Source organism: Pedobacter sp. V48, assembly GCF_000523515.1.
Lineage (GTDB): Bacteria > Bacteroidota > Bacteroidia > Sphingobacteriales > Sphingobacteriaceae > Pedobacter.
In genome coordinates this window covers 78,104-96,969 of record NZ_AWRU01000013.1, presented here as the reverse complement: position 1 = coordinate 96,969, position 18,866 = coordinate 78,104, and the positions used below count along the sequence as shown (strand labels likewise).

The following is an 18,866-nucleotide window of genomic DNA, read 5'->3' as shown; positions in this document are numbered from 1 at the left end:
ATGAAAAAATCAGCTGTACTATTTTTTGTATTGTTTATCATAATTACCCGTACCTATGCACAATGGCCAGGAAAAGTTGGGCAAACAAATCAGATTTTGTTACCTAACGGGTGGAAATTAACTCCTGCCGGTCGTTCCATTGAGTTAGGAGATTTACCTTTAAATATGCAACTAAGTTCATCAGGGAAATTTCTTGCTGTAACCAATAATGGACAAAGCACCCAAACCCTTCAGTTGATTGATCCAAAAACTGAAAAAATAATAGATGAACGCGTAATGAGTAAATCCTGGTACGGATTAGCATTTAGTAAAGATGAAAAACATTTATATGCTTCAGGAGGCAATGACAACTGGATATTAGATTTTCAACTGAAGGCTAATCAATTAGGGAAAAGCGACACGATAAAACTTGGGTCTGTTTGGCCAAAAGGTAAAATCAGCCCAGCTGGCATTGCTGTCAATCGTAACAATAGTAAATTGTATACTGTAACTAAAGAAGACAGCTGCCTTTATATCATTAATCCTTCAGAGAAGAAGATCCTTAAAAAGGTTCAGCTACCAGCAATAGCTTATAGTTGTGTGCTCTCTTTTGATGAAAGTAAATTATATATTTCTTTATGGGGTGGACGCGCTGTCGCTGTGGTTGGCTTAGCTAATGAAAAAATTGACAGGATCATTCCCGTAGGCGACCATCCAAATGAATTGCTTCTGGATAAAAAGGGTAATTATTTATTTGTTGCCAATGCAAATGACAATACGGTTTCGGTTATCAATACAAACACAAATAAAGTCATCGAAACAATTGCCACAACGCTCTATGCTACACAATTAACTGGGTCTACTACAAACGGGCTTGCGCTAAGTGCAAATGGCAAAACGCTATATATTGCAAACGCAGATAATAACTGTCTTGCAGTTTTTGACATTAGCCGTCCTGGAAACAGTTTGAGTCAGGGCTTTATCCCTGTAGGATGGTACCCCACAAATGTGAAAACACTTGGATCTAAAATACTTGTGAGCAATGGGAAAGGAAATACTTCTATGGCTAATCCAAAAGGTCCTCAACCTATCGCAAAGGTTGATGACAGTGGCTATCAAATGGGGAGCACTGCCAACAGCAGGCTTCAATACATCGCAGGACTATTTAAAGGGTCTTTATCTTTTATACCAACACCAAAAGCTGAACAGCTGAAGGAATATACAAAACAAGTATATGCAAATACTCCCTTTACAGATAAAAAAACGATAACGGCAGATGGTGAAGAAGGAAATCCTATTCCGCGTAAATTGGGAGAAACATCGCCTATTAAGCATGTCTTTTATATCATTAAGGAGAACCGAACCTATGATCAGGTATTGAGCGACATTCCTAAAGGAAACGGAGATTCTTCGTTATGTCTTTTTGGAAGATCCGTTACACCTAATCAACATGCCTTTGCTGAGCAGTTTGTGCTGTTGGACAATTTCTATGTAGATGCGGAAGTTAGTGCTGACGGACATAATTGGAGCATGGCGGCCTACGCAACCGATGTTATAGAAAAAACATGGCCAACAAGCTATGGAAGTCGAGGTGGTACTACCAATTTTGAGGGTGGTCGCCCGGTTACTTATCCCAAAGGAGGGTTTATATGGGATTACTGCCAGCGTGCCGGCATTTCTTATCGCAGCTATGGGGAATTTGGAGATTTTGCTAAAGCAAATATAAAATCGCTGCAGGGACACATGTGCCCAGCCTCTCCCGGATTTGATATGGATATAAAAGATCAGGTAAGGGTAGATGCATGGCAACATGATTTCGATTCGCTGCTAGCAGTCGGAGAGGTGCCCCAGTTTAACACGCTTAGAATATCAAATGATCATACTAGCGGACAAAAAAAGGGTAAAATATCGCCATTGGCAGCAGTGGCTGACAACGATCTTGCAGTAGGGCGTGTTTTGGAGCATCTATCTCATAGCAAAATTTGGAAAGAGTCTGTGGTTTTCATTTTAGAAGACGATGCTCAGAATGGTCCCGATCATGTAGATGCCCATCGTTCACCGGCGTTTTTAATAGGTCCTTATGTTAAAAGGAATGCTGTAATACACACAATGTATTCAACTTCCGGATTTCTGAGAACAATGGAGCTTATTCTAGGTTTACCGCCAATGAGCCAATACGATGCTGCTGCAGCTCCGTTATTTGAATGTTTTACGAATAAACCCGATTTTACTCCATATGTGTTAAAACATCCACTCATAGATCTGGACACCAGGAACGTTGCGGTAAATGAAAGCAGCAAACGTTCTGAACAATTTAATTTTGCGAAAGAGGATGCTGCTCCTTGGCAAAAGTAATGCTTCGGTGCAGGTCGTTATTGCCTCTGATCTCAATCCCTCTGGCCAACATTTTAAATTTATTAGGTTCAAATTTTTCTATGAACTTTTGAAGGTCTGTTTTGGTCTCTGTTTTTCGCATAAATCTTGAGTTTGTTGTATTCTAAAAGCCAAAATCATGGAAATTGTTTGGAATATATTCTTAACATTCTCTACGTTTTACACATTTCATCCCTTCTTATTTCAGTAATCAACTGATAATCAATTACAAAATATCAAAAATAATTTTATGCTGTCGCAAAGGCATAAAGAGAGCATTATGACAAAATAAGCTCGGAAACTGACAACATTAAGATAGAATAATGATATAAAAATCGGCTTATTTGTCTCACCAAATATAAGAACGGCTAAAATGAGAATGATTATTTACCTAATCGTACTATGTAGTACCCTGTTTCAATATTATTCAAATAAAGCGAGAGTAATAGACAGAAATGCATTCAAAATAACTTCCCTTAAGGCTAAGATTCTATTTCTGGGTAATGAAGCACGCATTGCAAATTAATTAACCTTTAAATCTATAAATCTCTAACCAAAAAAATCATGCACAGAAAACTACTTAAGGTATTCCATGGAATTGGAATCCAAGCTAAGGGTATCCGTTGGTACCCTAAATTAAAATTTCTAATGGCAATGATGGCCCTATTTACATCAGTAAATGCATTCTCTCAAACCATGATATCTGGTAAGGTCACAGATGACGAAAATAAGCCTTTAGTTTCCGTCACGGTTAGTTTAAAAGGGGGCAATGCGGGTACTCAGACCGACGCTAATGGAAACTATACTATAAATGCTCCTACATCAGGTTCAGTACTTATTTTTCGATACATTGGGTTTAAAAATCAAGAATTCACGGTAAACGACCGGAAAGTTATTAATGTCCGTATGGTTGCTGCTGGTGGAGAAGACCTGGATGAAGTTGTTGTTGTTGCTTATGGTACGCAAAAGAAAGCAACAGTGTCTGGGGCGATCAGCACTTTACAGGCCTCAGATATTGTCCGATMSMSKYCTSWGRTATTGTCCGATCGCCTTCTGTGGCCGCTACAAGTGCTTTGGCAGGAAAAATTCCTGGTGTAACGGCTCGTACCACAGACGCCCGACCAGGAAATGGTGCCAATTTACAGATCAGAAACCTCGGAAATCCTTTGTATGTTATAGATGGAGTGGCATACAGTACGAGTAATGGTAGCGATGGGTTCGGCTTTAATACAGGTATTTCAGGGGTTAATGCATTTAACCAGCTAGGAATAGATGATATTGAAAGCATAACGGTACTTAAAGATGCCTCGGCTTCCATATATGGTTTGGCTGCAGGGAATGGTGTGGTATTGGTGACCACTAAAAAGGGAAGAAGAGGTGACAAGCCTACCTTCGGACTTTCCAGCTATTATGGTTTTCAAAATTTCTCCCGTTATCCATATCCTGGAAATGCAGGACAATACGTAAGAGGCCGTTTAGAATCTGAGCAAAATCTTGGTCGTAATCCGGCAGATCTCTATTCTCCACAAGAATTGGCCAAATGGGAAGCAGGAACAGAACCCGGTTATCAAAATAACGACTATTATGCTTTTATTGTAAGGGACAACGTTCCGCAACAATTTATAACAGCAAATGCTTCAGGCGGATCTGATAAATCAACCTATTATTTATCTCTGGGTCATATTAATCAGGAAGCTGCACTTAAAGATTTCAATTTTAACCGTACCAACCTTCAGGCGAATATTTCCAGTACTGTCTTAAAAGGTTTTACAGTTGGAGCTCAAATCAGTGGCAGGATAGAAAACAGGCATAATGTAGGGGTTCCGGGATTGGACGATTACTTTAACCCTTTACTTAGTATTGGCAGTATGTGGCCCACAGAAACCGCTTACGCTAACAACAACCCCCTGTATATTAACCAAACGCACAATGTAAACGTTAACCCCGCAACTTATTCAAAGGACATAACCGGCTATATTGACAACATTACCCGAGGAGCTGGCGCTAAACTAAATGCACAGTACGAATTTGGTTTTGGCTTAACTGCAAAGGCATTGTATTCGTATGATTATAGTAATGAAGACTTTGATGGGTTTGAATATACCTATCCTGCATATATTTATGACGCGGCTACAGATACCTACAATGACAGAGCTCCAAACGGCGCGTTATATGGTAACCAAAATCCATGGAGAGAAAGACATAAGAGAAATATTGTAGCCAAGTTTGCGCAGTTTCAATTAAACTATACCAAACAAATAAAAGATCACTCCATAGCTGCTTTAGTTGCATTTGAACGCAAAGATGCCACTAATGATTACCTGGCATTACACTCTGTTCCGCCAAACAATATTATTCCTACACAGGTATTTGCTGATTTGGATTACATAGGTGATTCACATTATGAAGAGGCTTTTGAAGGATATGCGATGAGGTTAAATTACGATTATAAGAAAAAATACCTTGTTGAGGCTGTTGGTAGATATGATGGTTCATTTCTTTATCGTTCGGGCAGTCGTTTTGGATTTTTTCCTGGCGTGTCTGTAGGCTGGCGTATTTCGGAAGAAAGTTTTTTTAAGAAGATTTTTTCTAAAAGCATTAATGACTTAAAATTCAGAGCCTCTTATGGCGAAACAGGAACATCTTTACAAGATGGCGGTGGTAATTATTATTCACCTAATCCCTTCGCGTATTTGGGCGGGTATAACGTCAACGCCGGAAATGCTGTATTTGATGGTACGTTTTATAATGGTGTGGCACCAAGAGGGCTGCCCACTACCGTTATTTCATGGTTAACCAATAAAACGTCAAATGTAGGTGTGGACTTTACCATATTCAAACATTTTACAGGACAATTTGATTTATTCAGACGTAAACGTTCAGGCTTTCCTGCTCCTCGCTATGATGTAGTATTGCCAAACGAGGTAGGGTATAGTTTGCCGCCCGAAAATTTAAATTCAGATGTTACTCAGGGATTTGATGGTTTTATTACCTATAGTAGCTCAATTGGTAAGGTTGATTTTTCAATAGGCGGTAATGCAACATTCGGCAGAACTAAAGACGATTATATATACAAACCTCGTTTTGGAAATTCTTACGATCAGTATAGAAACGATAGAACTGGCCGGTGGCAAAATGTGAATTGGGGACATCATATATTAGGACGGTTCCAATCTGAACAACAAATTAATGACTACCAGGTTAACATAGACGGACAAGGTAACAGAACGCTCTTACCTGGTGATTTAATTTACGAGGATTTAAATGGTGATGGTATTATCAACGCCATGGACATAAAGCCTATTGGATATGCTGAAGGTGCTTTGCCTTATTTTAATTACGGCATAAACGGACGTATTACCTGGAAAGGCATATCACTTGCATTTGATCTGATGGGCGCAGGAATGCAGACCTATTTTAGAGATTGGGAATTGAAATTTCCGTTTCAAAATAATGGAAACTCACCTGCTTATATGCTGACAGATCGTTGGCATAGAGAAGACCCATATAACCCCAATAGTCAATGGATCCCGGGAACATATCCTGCATTAAGGAAAGACAACACAGGCCTATCTGTTTTTACCAGCCCGCTTAGTGGTAACAACCGAAATGATTTCTGGACGACCAATATCCGTTATCTAAGATTGAAAAATCTGGAATTGGGTTATTCTTTCTCTAAAACCCTATTGCAAAAAGTAAATATCTCTGCCTTAAGAATTTATGTAAATGGCTCAAATCTATTCTCTTTCGACAATGTAAAGAAATACGAAATTGACCCTGAGATTTCAGCGGGCAATGGATTGGTTTATCCTCAACAAAAGATCTATACACTAGGGCTTAATTTAACACTATAGTATCATGAAAAATATATCAAAATATATAATATTCAGCTTAGTTCTCCTGCTAAGTTTTAGCTCCTGTAAAAAGAACTATTTGGAAAGGGAGCCGACTACGATCGTTACAGACGATCAATTATGGAAAGATCCAAAACTAATAATAGGACTGCTTGCAAATTATTATAACCGTATTCCTACTGATATGGGTTTAACCGACCAGGCAGGTTCACAATGGAGAAATATGGCTGATTACGATGATGCCATGTGGTCAGGATTCTCCAACGAGGAGGGACGAAACAATATTGTGAGCTACGACAGAGGCCGCTGGAGACTATACGATTATGGTTTTGTTCGAGATCTTAATTTGGCTATAGAGAATGTGGATAAATTTGGTGCTGCAACGCTTAGTGAGGTTCAAAGAACTCAATTGAAAGCAGAATTCAGATTTATCAGGGCTTATCTTTATTTCGAAATGGTAAAAAGGATGGGAGGGGTCCCATTAATTACCACTCAATTAATCTATAATTTTGAAGGAGATCCTACTTATCTGCAACAACCCCGTGCAAAAGAAGCAGAAGTATATGATTTCATTGCTTCTGAGCTTGATGCGGTTAAAAATGATATCGCTAATGATGGCAGTAAAGGAAGAGCAAATAAGTATACCTGCATGGCATTGAAAAGCAGGGCCATGTTATATGCTGGCTCTATTGCCAAATACAATGCTTTGCTAACTCCAACTATAACTACAACCGGAGGAGAAGTAGGTATACCTGCAGCCCGAGCTAACGAATACTTTCAAAAATCATTGGAAGCGTCCAAAGAAGTTATAGCTGGTCCGTATGCCTTATACACGAGCAATCCGAATCTGGGAGAGAACTTTTATGAGGCCGTTGTAAAGAAAACAAATAATCCGGAGGTCATCTTTGTACGTGATTTCCTAACCACTAAAGCTAAGAAACACGGTTTTACCTACGATAATATTGCCCGGGGCATACGCGAGGACAACTTAAGTTCGTCCAATATTACACCTTCTTTAAATCTGGTAGAAAATTATGAATATCTAGACGGGTCTGAGGGGAAACTCAAAACCAGAAATGCAGGAAACACTGATTATATATATTATGATCATACCACCGATGTGTTTGCAGGTAAAGATGCCAGGCTATATGGAACAATAATTTATCCTGGTGCACCATTTAAAGGCTTAACAGTGGATATGCAGGCTGGTGTTATGGTATGGAATACTGCAACAAATTCATATCAAACGGTTGAAGGCCCCGATCTTGGAACAAACTATACAGATAACAAACCCCTAATTGCTGCTTCTGGCCCTCATAGGTCTATCCAAGAAGTATCAAACACCGGCTTCTATCTTCGCAAGTATATAGATGCAAACGGTGGAGCCTCTACAAGGGGGATTCAAAGTGATGTCTGGTGGGTATGGTTCCGTTTAGGAGAAGTATATTTGAACGCCTCTGAAGCCGCATTTGAACTCGGACAAACAAACGACGCCTTAACTTATGTAAATTTAATTCGACAACGTGCTGGTTTCGGTACAAACAGCCTGACAAGCGCAACCCTAACCATTAATAAAATCAGAAATGAGCGCAGAAATGAATTGGCTTTTGAGGATCATCGCTTATGGGATTTAAAACGCTGGAGACAGGCAGATAAAGTTTGGACCGGTAATTCAGATAGTCCTGATGCAGTAGTATCGGCCTTGTATCCATACCGTATAATTCGCCCTGGCGATGCAGCTCGCGACGGTAAATATGTATTTGTAAAAATGACAGCGCCCAGGTTTAGGTCGCCACGTTTTTTCCAAATTTTTAATTACTACTCATCTTTTGATCAGAATGTAATAAACAACAATCCAAAAATTGTTCAAAATCCATTTAATTAATCAGGTTATGAAAATGAAAGTATATATTTATTCATTGCTGTTTATCCTTTCAGCAGGGATTTCAGGTTGTAAGAAAGACAATTACACCGCACCAAAATCTTTACTTACAGGTAGAGTTGTTTATGAGGGTCAGGCCATTGGTGTCAGATCAAATGGGGTACAGCTGGAATTATGGCAACATGGCTATGATTTCTTTACAAAAATTCCAGTATATGTCGCACAAGATGGTTCTTTTTCTGCCTTACTGTTTGATGGCGATTATAAATTAACCAGATTAAGAGGAGTAGGGCCCTGGATTAATAATACGGATTCAATTGACGTTAAAGTAAGCGGTAATACAATTATTGATGTTCCGGTAACACCTTATACATTCGTTAAGACCGTTTCGTATCAGAGAACTGGTACAACCGTAACTGCTACAATCAATTTACAGACTGTAAACACCACAAATTTGCCTGAATCCGTCAAATTATATGTCTTTAAAACAGCCCTTATCGATGATGCTAATCAAAATGCCGTTACGACAATTGCTGCTTCCGCTATTCCAAACATTAATCAGCCACTTACGATGAATGTTGTGATTCCGGCTTCATTATCAAATGCCGATGCAGTATATGTTCGGGTAGGTGTAAAAATAGCAGGAGTTGGAGAACTTGCCTATTCAATGCCAGAAAAAATCCAGCTTAAATAATTATGTAAGTAAAAAGTAGCGTCCTAATCCTTCGCTACTTTTTACTTCAATTTTATATTATGACAATGTTTTCTGATGGCTTCCCTTTTGTACCAATTTCTTATAATCTTCTAGAAGTGAAATGTATTTTTCCATCCAGTAATAAACAGAATCTGAGTGACTTGATGAGGATTCATCTTTATAAGCAGATACAGAGCCCAAACCTCTGAAATCATTCTGAAAATCAGCTGAAAAATCATGATTTATGGCTTTTCCTATCTCAATGATCACATCGGTATGCAATTTTCGCTGTTTAAACCAATTGTATAATGTCCTTCGATTAACGTGCATACGTCTGGAGAGGTCACTAATATTTACATTTTGTCTCCGCACTGCGAGTTCAATAATTTCTCCTGCATTATGTTCCATAACATCGTTTTTAGATAAGTCAGACTAAACGCTAGGGACGTTTTAATGAAGGAGCCTAAGTGTTTTGGGAAACGGGTTGAGGTAGTTAGAGCGGCAATATGAAAGAATTAGGCATCTTTGAATCAAAAGTATCGAATGAACCTACACGCAGGCAACCTGTTGATTGTCAAAAACTCCCTTTTGATGTTCAAATTTACATAGCAGTAATTAGCATTATTGGTTTTACAGGGACAATCTAAACATTCCTATCTCAAAGTTGTTAACCAGACAGTTAAAGACTAAAAAACATCTATTATGAAATCTATTTGGAAAGGCGCTATTGGATTTGGCCTGGTTAACATCCCTGTAAAGCTATACTCGGCCGTACAGAACAGCAATCTTGATTTCGATATGCTGGATGAAAGAGACCATGCGAGGATAAAATATAAACGAGTTAATGAAAATACCGCTAAAGAAGTTCCCTATGAAAAAATAGCAAAAGGGTACCAGCTTGATGAAAAATATATTGTGCTTAATGATAAAGATTTTGAGGAGGCAAGTCCGGAAAAGACCAAGGTAGTTGAGCTCGAACGTTTTGTTGATATCAGTGAAATCAATCCAATTTATTACGAAACCTCGTACTATACACAACCTGCAAGCCAGGGAAAAAAACCATATGCATTACTTTTAAGTGCCCTTATTAAATCCAAAAAGGTTGGAGTAGCTCGTTTCGTATTCAGAAATACGGAGAACTTATGCGTTATTCATCCTATGGATGAGGTATTGGTAATTACTAAAATCCGGTTCGAGGAAGAAATTCGAAGCACAAAAGAAGTTAAGCTTAAAGGAGAAAAAACGACAAGCAGCAAAGAGCTGGAGATTGGTATGGCTTTAATCGCTCAATATAGCGGTGATTTTGACATCAGTTCATTTAAAGATGAACATTGGGTTGAGCTTTTAGCCATTATAAAAGCTAAGGGTAAGCGACCAATTATTAAGAAAATGCAGCCTAAAACAGCAAGTAGCGATGATCTTTACAGCCAATTAATGGAAAGCCTTACTAAGAAATAAACAGCCTAGTTTAGAAAGAGTTATGGTGGAAACTAAAAGCATAATTAAAGAAAACGGCCTGGTATATGTAACTGATGCCATGCCTGGGATTTACAGAAAAGGGAAACCAGGTAAATTTCATTATGAAGACAGTGATGGTAACAGGGTAAAGGATGAAAATCAATTACAACGGATAAAATCACTTGTATTACCTCCGGCCTGGACATCAGTTTGGATAAGTCCTAGGTCTAATGGCTATTTGCAGGCTACGGGGATTGATGCAGCCAATAGGAAACAATATAGATATCACAGTAAATGGACCAAAAGACGATCTGAACATAAATATTTTAGGCTGCTGGAATTTGGCAAAGCATTGCCTGAAGCCAGGAAAAAAATTAACAGAGACTTAAAACGTAAGGATCTGGATGAACAAAAAGTTCTGGCTATTTGTGTGGATCTATTACAAAAGACATTATTGAGAGTGGGCGGAAAAAGTTATATGCAAAAATATGGCAGTTTCGGTCTAAGTACGCTAAAAGATAAACATGTTAAAATTAAAGGGAACTCACTACATCTAAGTTTTGTGGGCAAGAAAGGGGTAAGGCATACAATGGCTTTAACAGACCGGCGTTTATCGAAGCTTGTAAAAAAATGCAGAGATATACCCGGACAGGAACTTTTTCAGTTTTATACTGCTGATGGAATGCGTAGGAGTATCGAGTCGGGTCAAATTAATCAATACATTAAAGAAATTACAGGCAATGATTTTACTGCCAAAGATTTTAGGACTTGGGGAGGAACTCTGGAAGCGCTAAGACAGTTTGCAACTTGTCTGAAAACTGAGGATGGATATTCTAAAGCGAAAACGGAAATACAAGTATTGGATTCCGTTGCTAAAAAATTAGGAAATACCAGGGCAGTTTGTAAAAGTTCATATGTTTATCCCTTACTTTTGGAAGCCCATAAAAATGATGCGCTCCATAAGTGGTTAAAACGGGTAAGCATATTAACGAATCCAACAAATAAGCTATTGGAAAAGGATGAAAAGGTCTTACTATCCTTTCTTAAATACTCAAAAAAACAGAATTAGCTGAATTAAGTAAAAGAATCAGGCAACCTTTTTTAAATGGTTGCGTATTAGATAGTGAAGCGATGATGACAGGGCGATTCTAAACGTTCATCAAAGTTATCGCCCTCTAATGTACTGTCAATCGGAGTAATTAATTGATCATTTAAATTACTTACAATGAAAACTTATTCTGTAAAATTCTTTTCTGTTGTACTTGCTATGGCCGTCATCCTGTTAGTTCTTTATTCGGGCTGTAAAAAGAAAAGCAATGGGCCTGATGTTAACTACAGAACTTATACGGCTACCGTCCAGCTAAACGGTTCTAATGAGGTCCCTGTGGCTACTACAACAGGAATGGGCACGGCAAACATCACTTACAGTGAGCAGTCAAAAACGATTGCTTATACCATTACATGGCAGCTTGGATCTGCTACTGCAACAACTACAGGCATGCACTTTCATGGAGCAGAAAATGGATCAAACTCAACCAGTTCCCCAATCGTAATTGAAATCCCTGGCTTTAGCACTGCCAGTTCAGGTACACTTACAGGAACTACAAGAATGCTGAACACTGCGGAGATCGGTCAGCTTTTATCTGGAAAATGGTACGTTAATATCCATAGTTCAGATTTTACAAGTGGCGAGATAAGAGGCAACATAGTTCTTGTTGCTGCCAGTACCGGCAATGGAGGAAACAATGGCGGTGGTGGTGGATACTAAAAAAAGAAACTGCCCTGAATATGATCCGGGCAGTTTCTTTTTWAAGTTGAMKAASMTYKSMWRANKCRTNRTSTNGSGAWMGNGTRTNSATTTTTAAGTTTATCGTAATAATTCTTTAATTTCTTATAACTGCTGTTATCAAATTTATAGGTCTCCTCAGCATTGACAATGGTTCTTAATGCCTGTATTCCCCAATATTGTCCAAACGCCGTAGGGTCACTTATAATGGCATCAACCAGCGGGTCTACATATTCGATGCTAGGTTTCATATATAAGAACGCATATCCACTCAGTCTCTGCCCATTGTCTACACTTTTTAGTGCAGCAGTGACATCGAAATCAATTAAAGACGAAACCAAATCCATCATTGCTTTTATGATCTCAGTAGTTTTGCTTGTKYRGCTNCTACCAACAGGGAAACTATTTCTAACATGATTATAGGATTCTATTAACCGCTGAAGTTGCTCATCTGGCGAGAGGATTTCATTTGTATATACTTCAAGGGGTTTTGTTAACGCCAGCTCAGCCTTATGGAGTGCGCTTTGCGCCTTACCCGCAGTTTCATCGGCCTTTTCTGCAATCCTGGAAAGTGCATTCTGATCTGCTTCAGAAAATACGCCAGCCAAATAAGTACGGGTGGTGATGTACCCAAAAAGAAAACCAAAACAGGTATAACCTATGATAATCGCATATGCAAAAGCCAGGGATAAATCTTCAGAAGTCCCCTTTGGATCACTAAGGCCATTTGCCAAAATTTTTGCGGCGGAATATATGTAAGGAGGAATATTAGTAAGATTTACCAGCCCTAATCCCACTATAATTTTGGTTAACCAGTCAGAAATTTCGGTTAAATTGGAATTAACTTGTTGTTGATAGTTGGGTTGAGTAGTGCTGGCATTAACATCAGGAACCACCGGACGCTGAAGGATTTTTGGGATGCCGAACAGAAATCCTATCACGCAGCTACCCAGAAGGCAAGCAAACATCCACATAAAAATGGTAGCCTTGCCGGAAGAGCTGGTACCGAAAAAGATCGCTATTAAAATACCAAATACAAGTAGACCAATTGTAAACCAGTTAAGTAATCCCAGAGAAAGGGCATTTGTCAGGTTAGTTCTTTTAATTCGAAACATAACTCTTTTTAGATTAAAGGGATGAATTTTATCTAAGCTGAATATATCTTCAGATATTGTCCTGTTACGATAGCATGTTATGGGTGGAATCCTTTCGAACCAACCTTTTATAATCTTCAAGTAAGGCAATGTATTTTTCCATCCAATAATAAACGGAATCTGGATGTTCAGAATTAAAGTCTTTTTTAAGGGACCTTAGGTCCTCATTGGGGTTTAATTGTTTTAATTCTCCTTCAAAATCACTTGAAAAGTCGTAATTGATAGCTTTACCTATTTCTAGAATTACATCAGTATGCAATTTCTTTTGTCTAAACCAATTATACAAGGTCCGTCTGTTTACATTTAAGCGCTTGGATAATTCGCTGATATTCACATTTTGTCGTCGAACAGCTAGTTCAACGATTTCTCCGGCGTTATGTTCCATAACTTTAGTCGTTTTAGATAATATTTGGTTGAACGTTAGGGACGTTTCAATATAATAGCATATGGTATTTTAAGGGTTAATAGAATCGAAGAATTAGAATTAATTGGAGCAGCGTCATGAAAATTTAGTCATCTTCTAATCAAAGATATTTAACAAAAAGAAATATGTAGACCTGCTAGTAGTCAAAAAAACACTTTTAGTGTTCATGTAATCATTATAAGTGATTATAAATGATTATAAATAACTATTTCATCACCAATTAAATATTACCAATTTTATTATACGAGGTAATTATTATCTCTATCATCAAAAATATCTCTCTAATATATTATGCTATGGAAAATGTATTAAAAAATAACTGGTATATCGTTTATACCTTTCCCAATCTCGAAAAGAAAATCTATAACGAACTTACCAGGAAGAAGATAAAAGCTTATTTGCCTTTACAAAATGTAATAAGGCAATGGAGCGACCGTAAAAAAGAAATAAAAGTGCCTATGTTTCCAAATTACGTTTTCATTAATTCAACAGAAAGGGAACGGTTTAGGTTATTAAAAATAGGAGGCGTATTAAAATTTATAACTTTTGAGGGTAAACCAGCGATGGTTTCTGAGGATGAAATTTCTAACATAATGAAATTTGAAACAATGGTTTTTGAAATAGAATCCAATCTTGTTAGTGGTGATGAAGTGATGATTGTAGATGGACCTTTTACGGGCTTGCAAGGAAAGTTATTCTTTAAAAGAGGAAAGCAGCGTCTTGGAGTTCATTTAAGTTCCATAAACCAATCACTGTCTATTGAAGTTTGCTCATCCAGTTTAAGAAAAGTGGTCGACAAAAATAGTTATAACTAACTATTGATGTTCGTTTATAAAGGGTTTAGCTTTATTAGTATATAAATTAAATAGTTTTCAGAATTTACTGAACTTATTATAAGGGTGTTATTGTGACAAACCTCTAGCGAAGCTTTACAATTTCCTCTTGGGCCTGAAAAATTCCTCCATATGCTTTCACTTGTTACATGTGTGATGCCAACCTTTAACAGGAGGTATTTTATTCCGCATGCCATCAAATATTTTCAAAGGCAGGAATATCAAAATAAAGAGTTAATTGTAATTGATGATGGCTCTGATTGTGTACAGGACCTAATCCCAATGGCTGATAATATAAAATACATTCGCCTGGACCATCAGGTGTCTTTAGGTGCAAAGCTTAATTTAGCGTGCACACACGCATCTGGTAGTATAATAGTTAATTGGGATGATGATGACTGGTATGCTGACTATAGAATAAATTATCAGGTAAAAGAGCTGAAAGAGCGCAACGCTGATATTTGTGGAATAAATAATTTACTCTATTACGATCTGTTAAAGAAAGAGGCATTTCAATATAAATATCCTCCAAATCAACGTAACTGGCTGCTCGGAAGTTCGCTTTGTTATCAGCGGTCTTACTGGGAAAAGAATCAATATAAAGATATAAATGTAGGTGTTGATGGCTTATTTGTTTGGGCTGCCGCGCCCGAAAAAGTAACCGCACTTACAGATTCCAAGATGTCTGTCCACATGATACATGATCAGAATATTAGCCTGAAAAAAACTTCCGGTGAATGGTGGTACCCTTATCCGGTGGTGGATATAGAGCGAATAATGAATTTAGATTTAAATTATTACCCAAAACATGATCAAGTTGTTGTAGACAAAAGGAATTTAACAATTGCAAGAAAACAATTAAAAAATATTTATGCTTGCTTGGTACATGAAAGTTTAGATTGTGTAATTGATATGGTTCGCAATTTGCATTTTCAAGACCCTTCTTCCAGCATCATTATTTTTAACAGTAATGCTGATCTTAAATTAAAGTCTTGTTCATTTCCTTTCGAGGAATTTGGGGCTATAGTAAACCAAACTGTTGTCTCGGTAGCGCATGGTTACCTACATAACTTTGCGCTTGAATGTATGCAATTTGCACTGGATAATTTTTCTTTTGATATCTTAACAATTGTAGATTCTGATCAATTAAGTCTGCAGCCAGAATACTCGGCTTTTATGTCAGATTTCTTTTCTCAGAAAAGTAATATCGGGCTTTTATCAAATCGACCAGAACACATAACTGCAAATAACTCCGATGTTTTCACCTCTATTCAGGCATTTAAAGAATATGATTTATGGAAACCATTGCTTAAAACTTTTAAAGATGGTGAAAGCAAATTTGTTCACTGGTCTTTTTGGCCCTCAACAGTGTTTACTTATGATGCAGTAAAGGATCTGGTTAAGCTTTTTAAAACAAACAATATTCTTCAAAACATAATGAACCATACAAAAATATGGGCAACAGAAGAGATCATATTGCCAACGATGGTGAGTTTGCTTGGCTACGAGATAGAATTGAACCCCTGCTGCCATGATTTTGTTAATTACAAACAACCTTATACCACACAAGACTTAGATTGTGCTTTTAACGATCCTAACGCTTTTTGGGTGCATCCAATAAATCGCAAATACGATGATACCCTTAGAAAATACGCCCGAAAGCATTTAAGTAATTACATACAAAAATCCGAAGAAATACATAAAGAAGATGATAAACAGTCATTATTCTTACCTGCACAGGTGTTAAATGAAATTAAGCAAATTGAGGGATGGTTAAGCGAAGGTGAAGCAGAATTGTTACTTGCTTGCGGATTAAAAGCTTGCAATGAATTCCCAAATGGACATTTAGTTGAGGTTGGAAGCTACCACGGAAAAGCAACAATTCTGCTCGGAAAGCTGGCCAAATCAATATCAGATAGTCTAAAAGTTTATTCTATTGATCCGCATAATGGAATATTAGGTTCTGCAGATCAGGGATTGCAACAATTCGAGCCATCTTTAGCTCATTTCAAAAAAAATATTGAAAAGGCCAATTTATCCGAAACAGTGATTCCAATAGTTGATGAATCCAAAAATGTAAAATGGAACGCCCAGATTTCCTTATTGTTAATCGATGGCTTACACGACTATTTAAATATTTCAAATGATTTCAGACAGTTTGCATCGTGGATAGAAGTTGGCGGCTACCTGGCATTTCATGACTTTGCCGATTATTTCCCTGATGTCATGGCATTTGCAAATGAACTTATTTCAAAGAAGAATTATCAAAAATTCCAGCTAACAGATTCTTTACTCGTTTTAAAGAAGGTGAATTAAAGCATTCCAACAAAGATGGCCAATCTTAAAAACAAAAACTTACCAGTATGGCTATATTGGGAAGGCGAGCTTCCGGACTGGATCAAGGCTTGCCAGAAAACAGTATTTGCACATGTAAACAATGTACAGTTACTAACCCCAGAAAGCTTTAATGAATTGCGGGATGTTGATCTGGACATTAAAATTAGCGATTTATATGTCGCTCATCGGGCTGATTTCATCAGGGCATTTTTGCTTAAGAAATTTGGCGGACTATGGGTCGATTCTGATTGTGTTGTAATTAAACCACTCCAACCTTTGATGGATATTTTGAATATGTACGAGTTTATGGGTTACCGGGAACGCTCTGGAGAGGTTACAAATAATTTTATGGGGGCATCATTCAATAGCGATATTGCCTCTGGTTATTATAATCGTGTTTGTCAAATCTTACGATCCGGACAACCAATCGAATGGCTAACAATTGGTTCTCAAGCCTTAACAGCCACTTTAAACGAGGGAAAAGCCTCATGGTATGAACTAAAGGTTGAACAGATTCAACCTATTTGCTGGAGCAATCCTTCAGCATTTTTTCAAAGGGCCAGCGATGATGAGCACCAGAATATGCTCAATCCAAGTTCCTATTGTTATATGGTTTCTGCTAATATGGTTAGGGGTTATCTGGAAGAAAATCAATACCCAAACATTCTAGATAACGATACTTTTTTCAGCTACTTATTAAGAACCTCAGAAGCCAGTAAAAAAACAAATTCCACCTTGCTTAACAGATAAATGATGAATGATCTTTTAAATATTGTTTATAGAAAAGATACTGATGATGATCGATGGGTTATTCCGGAAGTTATTGACCAGGATATGTACTGTATTAAAAGCCGATTTGCTCCTATCGAACCTTTAACACAGAGTTATGTAATTGATTGTGGTGCGCACATCGGGGCATTTTCGATAATGTGTGCCCAGCATCTGAAAAATGTTGATGTTATTTCTTTTGAACCAAACCCAGATAGCTTTTGGTATTTAAATGAAAATGCGAAAAGGTTTGGGAAAATTCAGGCATTGAATAAGGCCGTTTCGATAAACAATGGAATGTTAAATCTCTACTCACCCGATCAAACCGACTGGAGCGGGCGATGGACATCAATACCGAATTCAAATGATTTTTTATCTGTAGAATCTGTTGGGTTATTTTCTTTTATCAATGAACTTGACAGGGACGTTTTCATACTGAAGCTCGACATTGAGGGTTACGAAGAATTTCTGATCGAAGCTTCAAAAGAAGACGATCTAAGAAAGATACAGACGATCATTATTGAAACCCACACAGATAACTTTAATCATCAGAAGTTAAAAGACTACGGCTATAATCTACTATTTAACCCTGATATTTCTGCCGCCAGACAGTTTGTTTACTCAAAGAATTGAGGTTACACTTTATATAAAGACATGTTACGCACAGCACTTGAATTTTTATCAGATGAGCTCAATGCTTATCTTAAACGCAAGGATGCAACAAACTTCGGAAATGAAGACATTGTAATTATCTCGTCATTGATGACTCCAGACGGAACATTTGCTGTCGTATCAGACGGGGGTGAGGTATCTAAGATAATTTTAACGTTGGTAAACCTGGAAGAAGACCGAATTTCTGATGCCCAGTATAACTATCGGAAAACAGATGATAAAATTCAAATAATTAATCCTCCGGTTAACTTGAATGTATTCGTTATTTTTTCTGTCTTCGCGAATAACTATTCTACCGCATTAAGATTACTATCTTATGTAATTTCATTTTTCCAAGGCAACCAGGTTTTTGATAGTGATAAGTATCCGGGTATCAATGCAAAGGTTGATAACGACAAACCATGGCAAAAAGTAGGTCGTTTGCTGGTGAATTTACATCCTATCACTTTTGAACAACAAAATAACCTTTGGGCAGCACTTGGTGCAAAGTATATGCCTAATGTAATTTATAAAATCCGAACCATGAGCTTCATTGATCTTGAACCTAAAATGGAAGCACCTCCAATTACAGAAGTTACCATTAGCGACAATTAAGTTAATCTGAAATCTTTTTCTAATGATAAAAATAAAATATAAAGCACTTTTTTCAGTG

At 37.5% G+C, this 18,866-nt stretch carries 14 protein-coding genes and 1 pseudogene; 13 read left to right on the top strand and 2 right to left on the bottom strand.

Translation table 11 applies throughout. The annotated features are described in order from the left end of the window. The 5 genes and pseudogenes from N824_RS12695 (at window position 1) to N824_RS12680 (ending at window position 8,782) form a co-directional block, all read left to right on the top strand. Window positions 1-2,334, top strand: a complete 2,334-nt coding sequence (locus N824_RS12695) for a bifunctional YncE family protein/alkaline phosphatase family protein (protein WP_084498304.1) — start codon at window positions 1-3, stop codon at window positions 2,332-2,334. 582 nt (window positions 2,335-2,916) lie between these two features. Continuing rightward, window positions 2,917-3,450 (top strand): annotated as a pseudogene (locus N824_RS30240) (carboxypeptidase-like regulatory domain-containing protein). Further along, window positions 3,408-6,206 carry a SusC/RagA family TonB-linked outer membrane protein gene (locus N824_RS12690; RefSeq protein WP_161662310.1) on the top strand — a complete coding sequence of 933 codons (2,799 nt, stop codon included), beginning with the start codon at window positions 3,408-3,410 and terminating at the stop codon, window positions 6,204-6,206. The pseudogene N824_RS30240 and the gene N824_RS12690 overlap by 43 nt, the downstream one beginning before the upstream one ends. A gap of 4 nt (window positions 6,207-6,210) precedes the next feature. Further along, a complete protein-coding gene (locus tag N824_RS12685) occupies window positions 6,211-8,091 on the top strand; it encodes a RagB/SusD family nutrient uptake outer membrane protein (RefSeq protein ID WP_048905526.1) in 1,881 nt (626 codons plus the stop codon). A gap of 7 nt (window positions 8,092-8,098) precedes the next feature. Further along, a complete protein-coding gene (locus N824_RS12680; protein WP_048905760.1) occupies window positions 8,099-8,782 on the top strand; it encodes a DUF3823 domain-containing protein in 684 nt (227 codons plus the stop codon). Window positions 8,783-8,839: 57 nt separating this feature from the next. Here N824_RS12680 and N824_RS12675 read toward each other — a convergent pair whose 3' ends face one another. Further along, on the bottom strand, window positions 8,840-9,190 hold the full coding sequence (locus N824_RS12675; protein ID WP_048905525.1) for a helix-turn-helix transcriptional regulator: 351 nt from the start codon (window positions 9,188-9,190) through the stop codon (window positions 8,840-8,842). Between the two features lie 294 nt (window positions 9,191-9,484). Between N824_RS12675 and N824_RS12670 the strand changes: the two genes are divergently transcribed. The 3 genes from N824_RS12670 to N824_RS12660 all read left to right on the top strand — a co-directional run bounded on the left by N824_RS12670 (window position 9,485) and on the right by N824_RS12660 (window position 12,008). Next, on the top strand, window positions 9,485-10,240 hold the full coding sequence (locus N824_RS12670) for a Ku protein (protein ID WP_048905524.1): 756 nt from the start codon (window positions 9,485-9,487) through the stop codon (window positions 10,238-10,240). Window positions 10,241-10,262: 22 nt separating this feature from the next. After that, window positions 10,263-11,309 carry a DNA topoisomerase IB gene (locus tag N824_RS12665; RefSeq protein WP_048905523.1) on the top strand — a complete coding sequence of 349 codons (1,047 nt, stop codon included), beginning with the start codon at window positions 10,263-10,265 and terminating at the stop codon, window positions 11,307-11,309. A 156-nt stretch (window positions 11,310-11,465) separates the two neighbouring features. Next, window positions 11,466-12,008: a CHRD domain-containing protein gene (locus N824_RS12660; protein WP_048905522.1), complete on the top strand. Its 543-nt coding sequence runs from the start codon at window positions 11,466-11,468 to the stop codon at window positions 12,006-12,008. Window positions 12,009-13,205: 1,197 nt separating this feature from the next. On the opposite strand, the gene N824_RS12650 is transcribed toward N824_RS12660, so the two are convergent. Next, window positions 13,206-13,565: a transposase gene (locus N824_RS12650; protein ID WP_048905520.1), complete on the bottom strand. Its 360-nt coding sequence runs from the start codon at window positions 13,563-13,565 to the stop codon at window positions 13,206-13,208. 335 nt (window positions 13,566-13,900) lie between these two features. Between N824_RS12650 and N824_RS12645 the strand changes: the two genes are divergently transcribed. The 5 genes from N824_RS12645 to N824_RS12625 all read left to right on the top strand — a co-directional run bounded on the left by N824_RS12645 (window position 13,901) and on the right by N824_RS12625 (window position 18,808). Beyond that, window positions 13,901-14,419 carry a UpxY family transcription antiterminator gene (locus N824_RS12645; RefSeq protein ID WP_048905519.1) on the top strand — a complete coding sequence of 173 codons (519 nt, stop codon included), beginning with the start codon at window positions 13,901-13,903 and terminating at the stop codon, window positions 14,417-14,419. A gap of 150 nt (window positions 14,420-14,569) precedes the next feature. Continuing rightward, on the top strand, window positions 14,570-16,753 hold the full coding sequence (locus tag N824_RS12640) for a glycosyltransferase (RefSeq protein ID WP_048905518.1): 2,184 nt from the start codon (window positions 14,570-14,572) through the stop codon (window positions 16,751-16,753). A 15-nt stretch (window positions 16,754-16,768) separates the two neighbouring features. Then, window positions 16,769-17,524, top strand: a complete 756-nt coding sequence (locus N824_RS12635; protein ID WP_048905517.1) for a capsular polysaccharide synthesis protein — start codon at window positions 16,769-16,771, stop codon at window positions 17,522-17,524. Further along, entirely contained in the window at window positions 17,525-18,175 is a 651-nt protein-coding gene (locus N824_RS12630; protein WP_048905516.1) for an FkbM family methyltransferase, read from the top strand. Window positions 18,176-18,196: 21 nt separating this feature from the next. Next, window positions 18,197-18,808: a DUF4255 domain-containing protein gene (locus N824_RS12625; protein WP_048905515.1), complete on the top strand. Its 612-nt coding sequence runs from the start codon at window positions 18,197-18,199 to the stop codon at window positions 18,806-18,808. The last annotated feature ends 58 nt before the right edge of the window (window positions 18,809-18,866 follow it).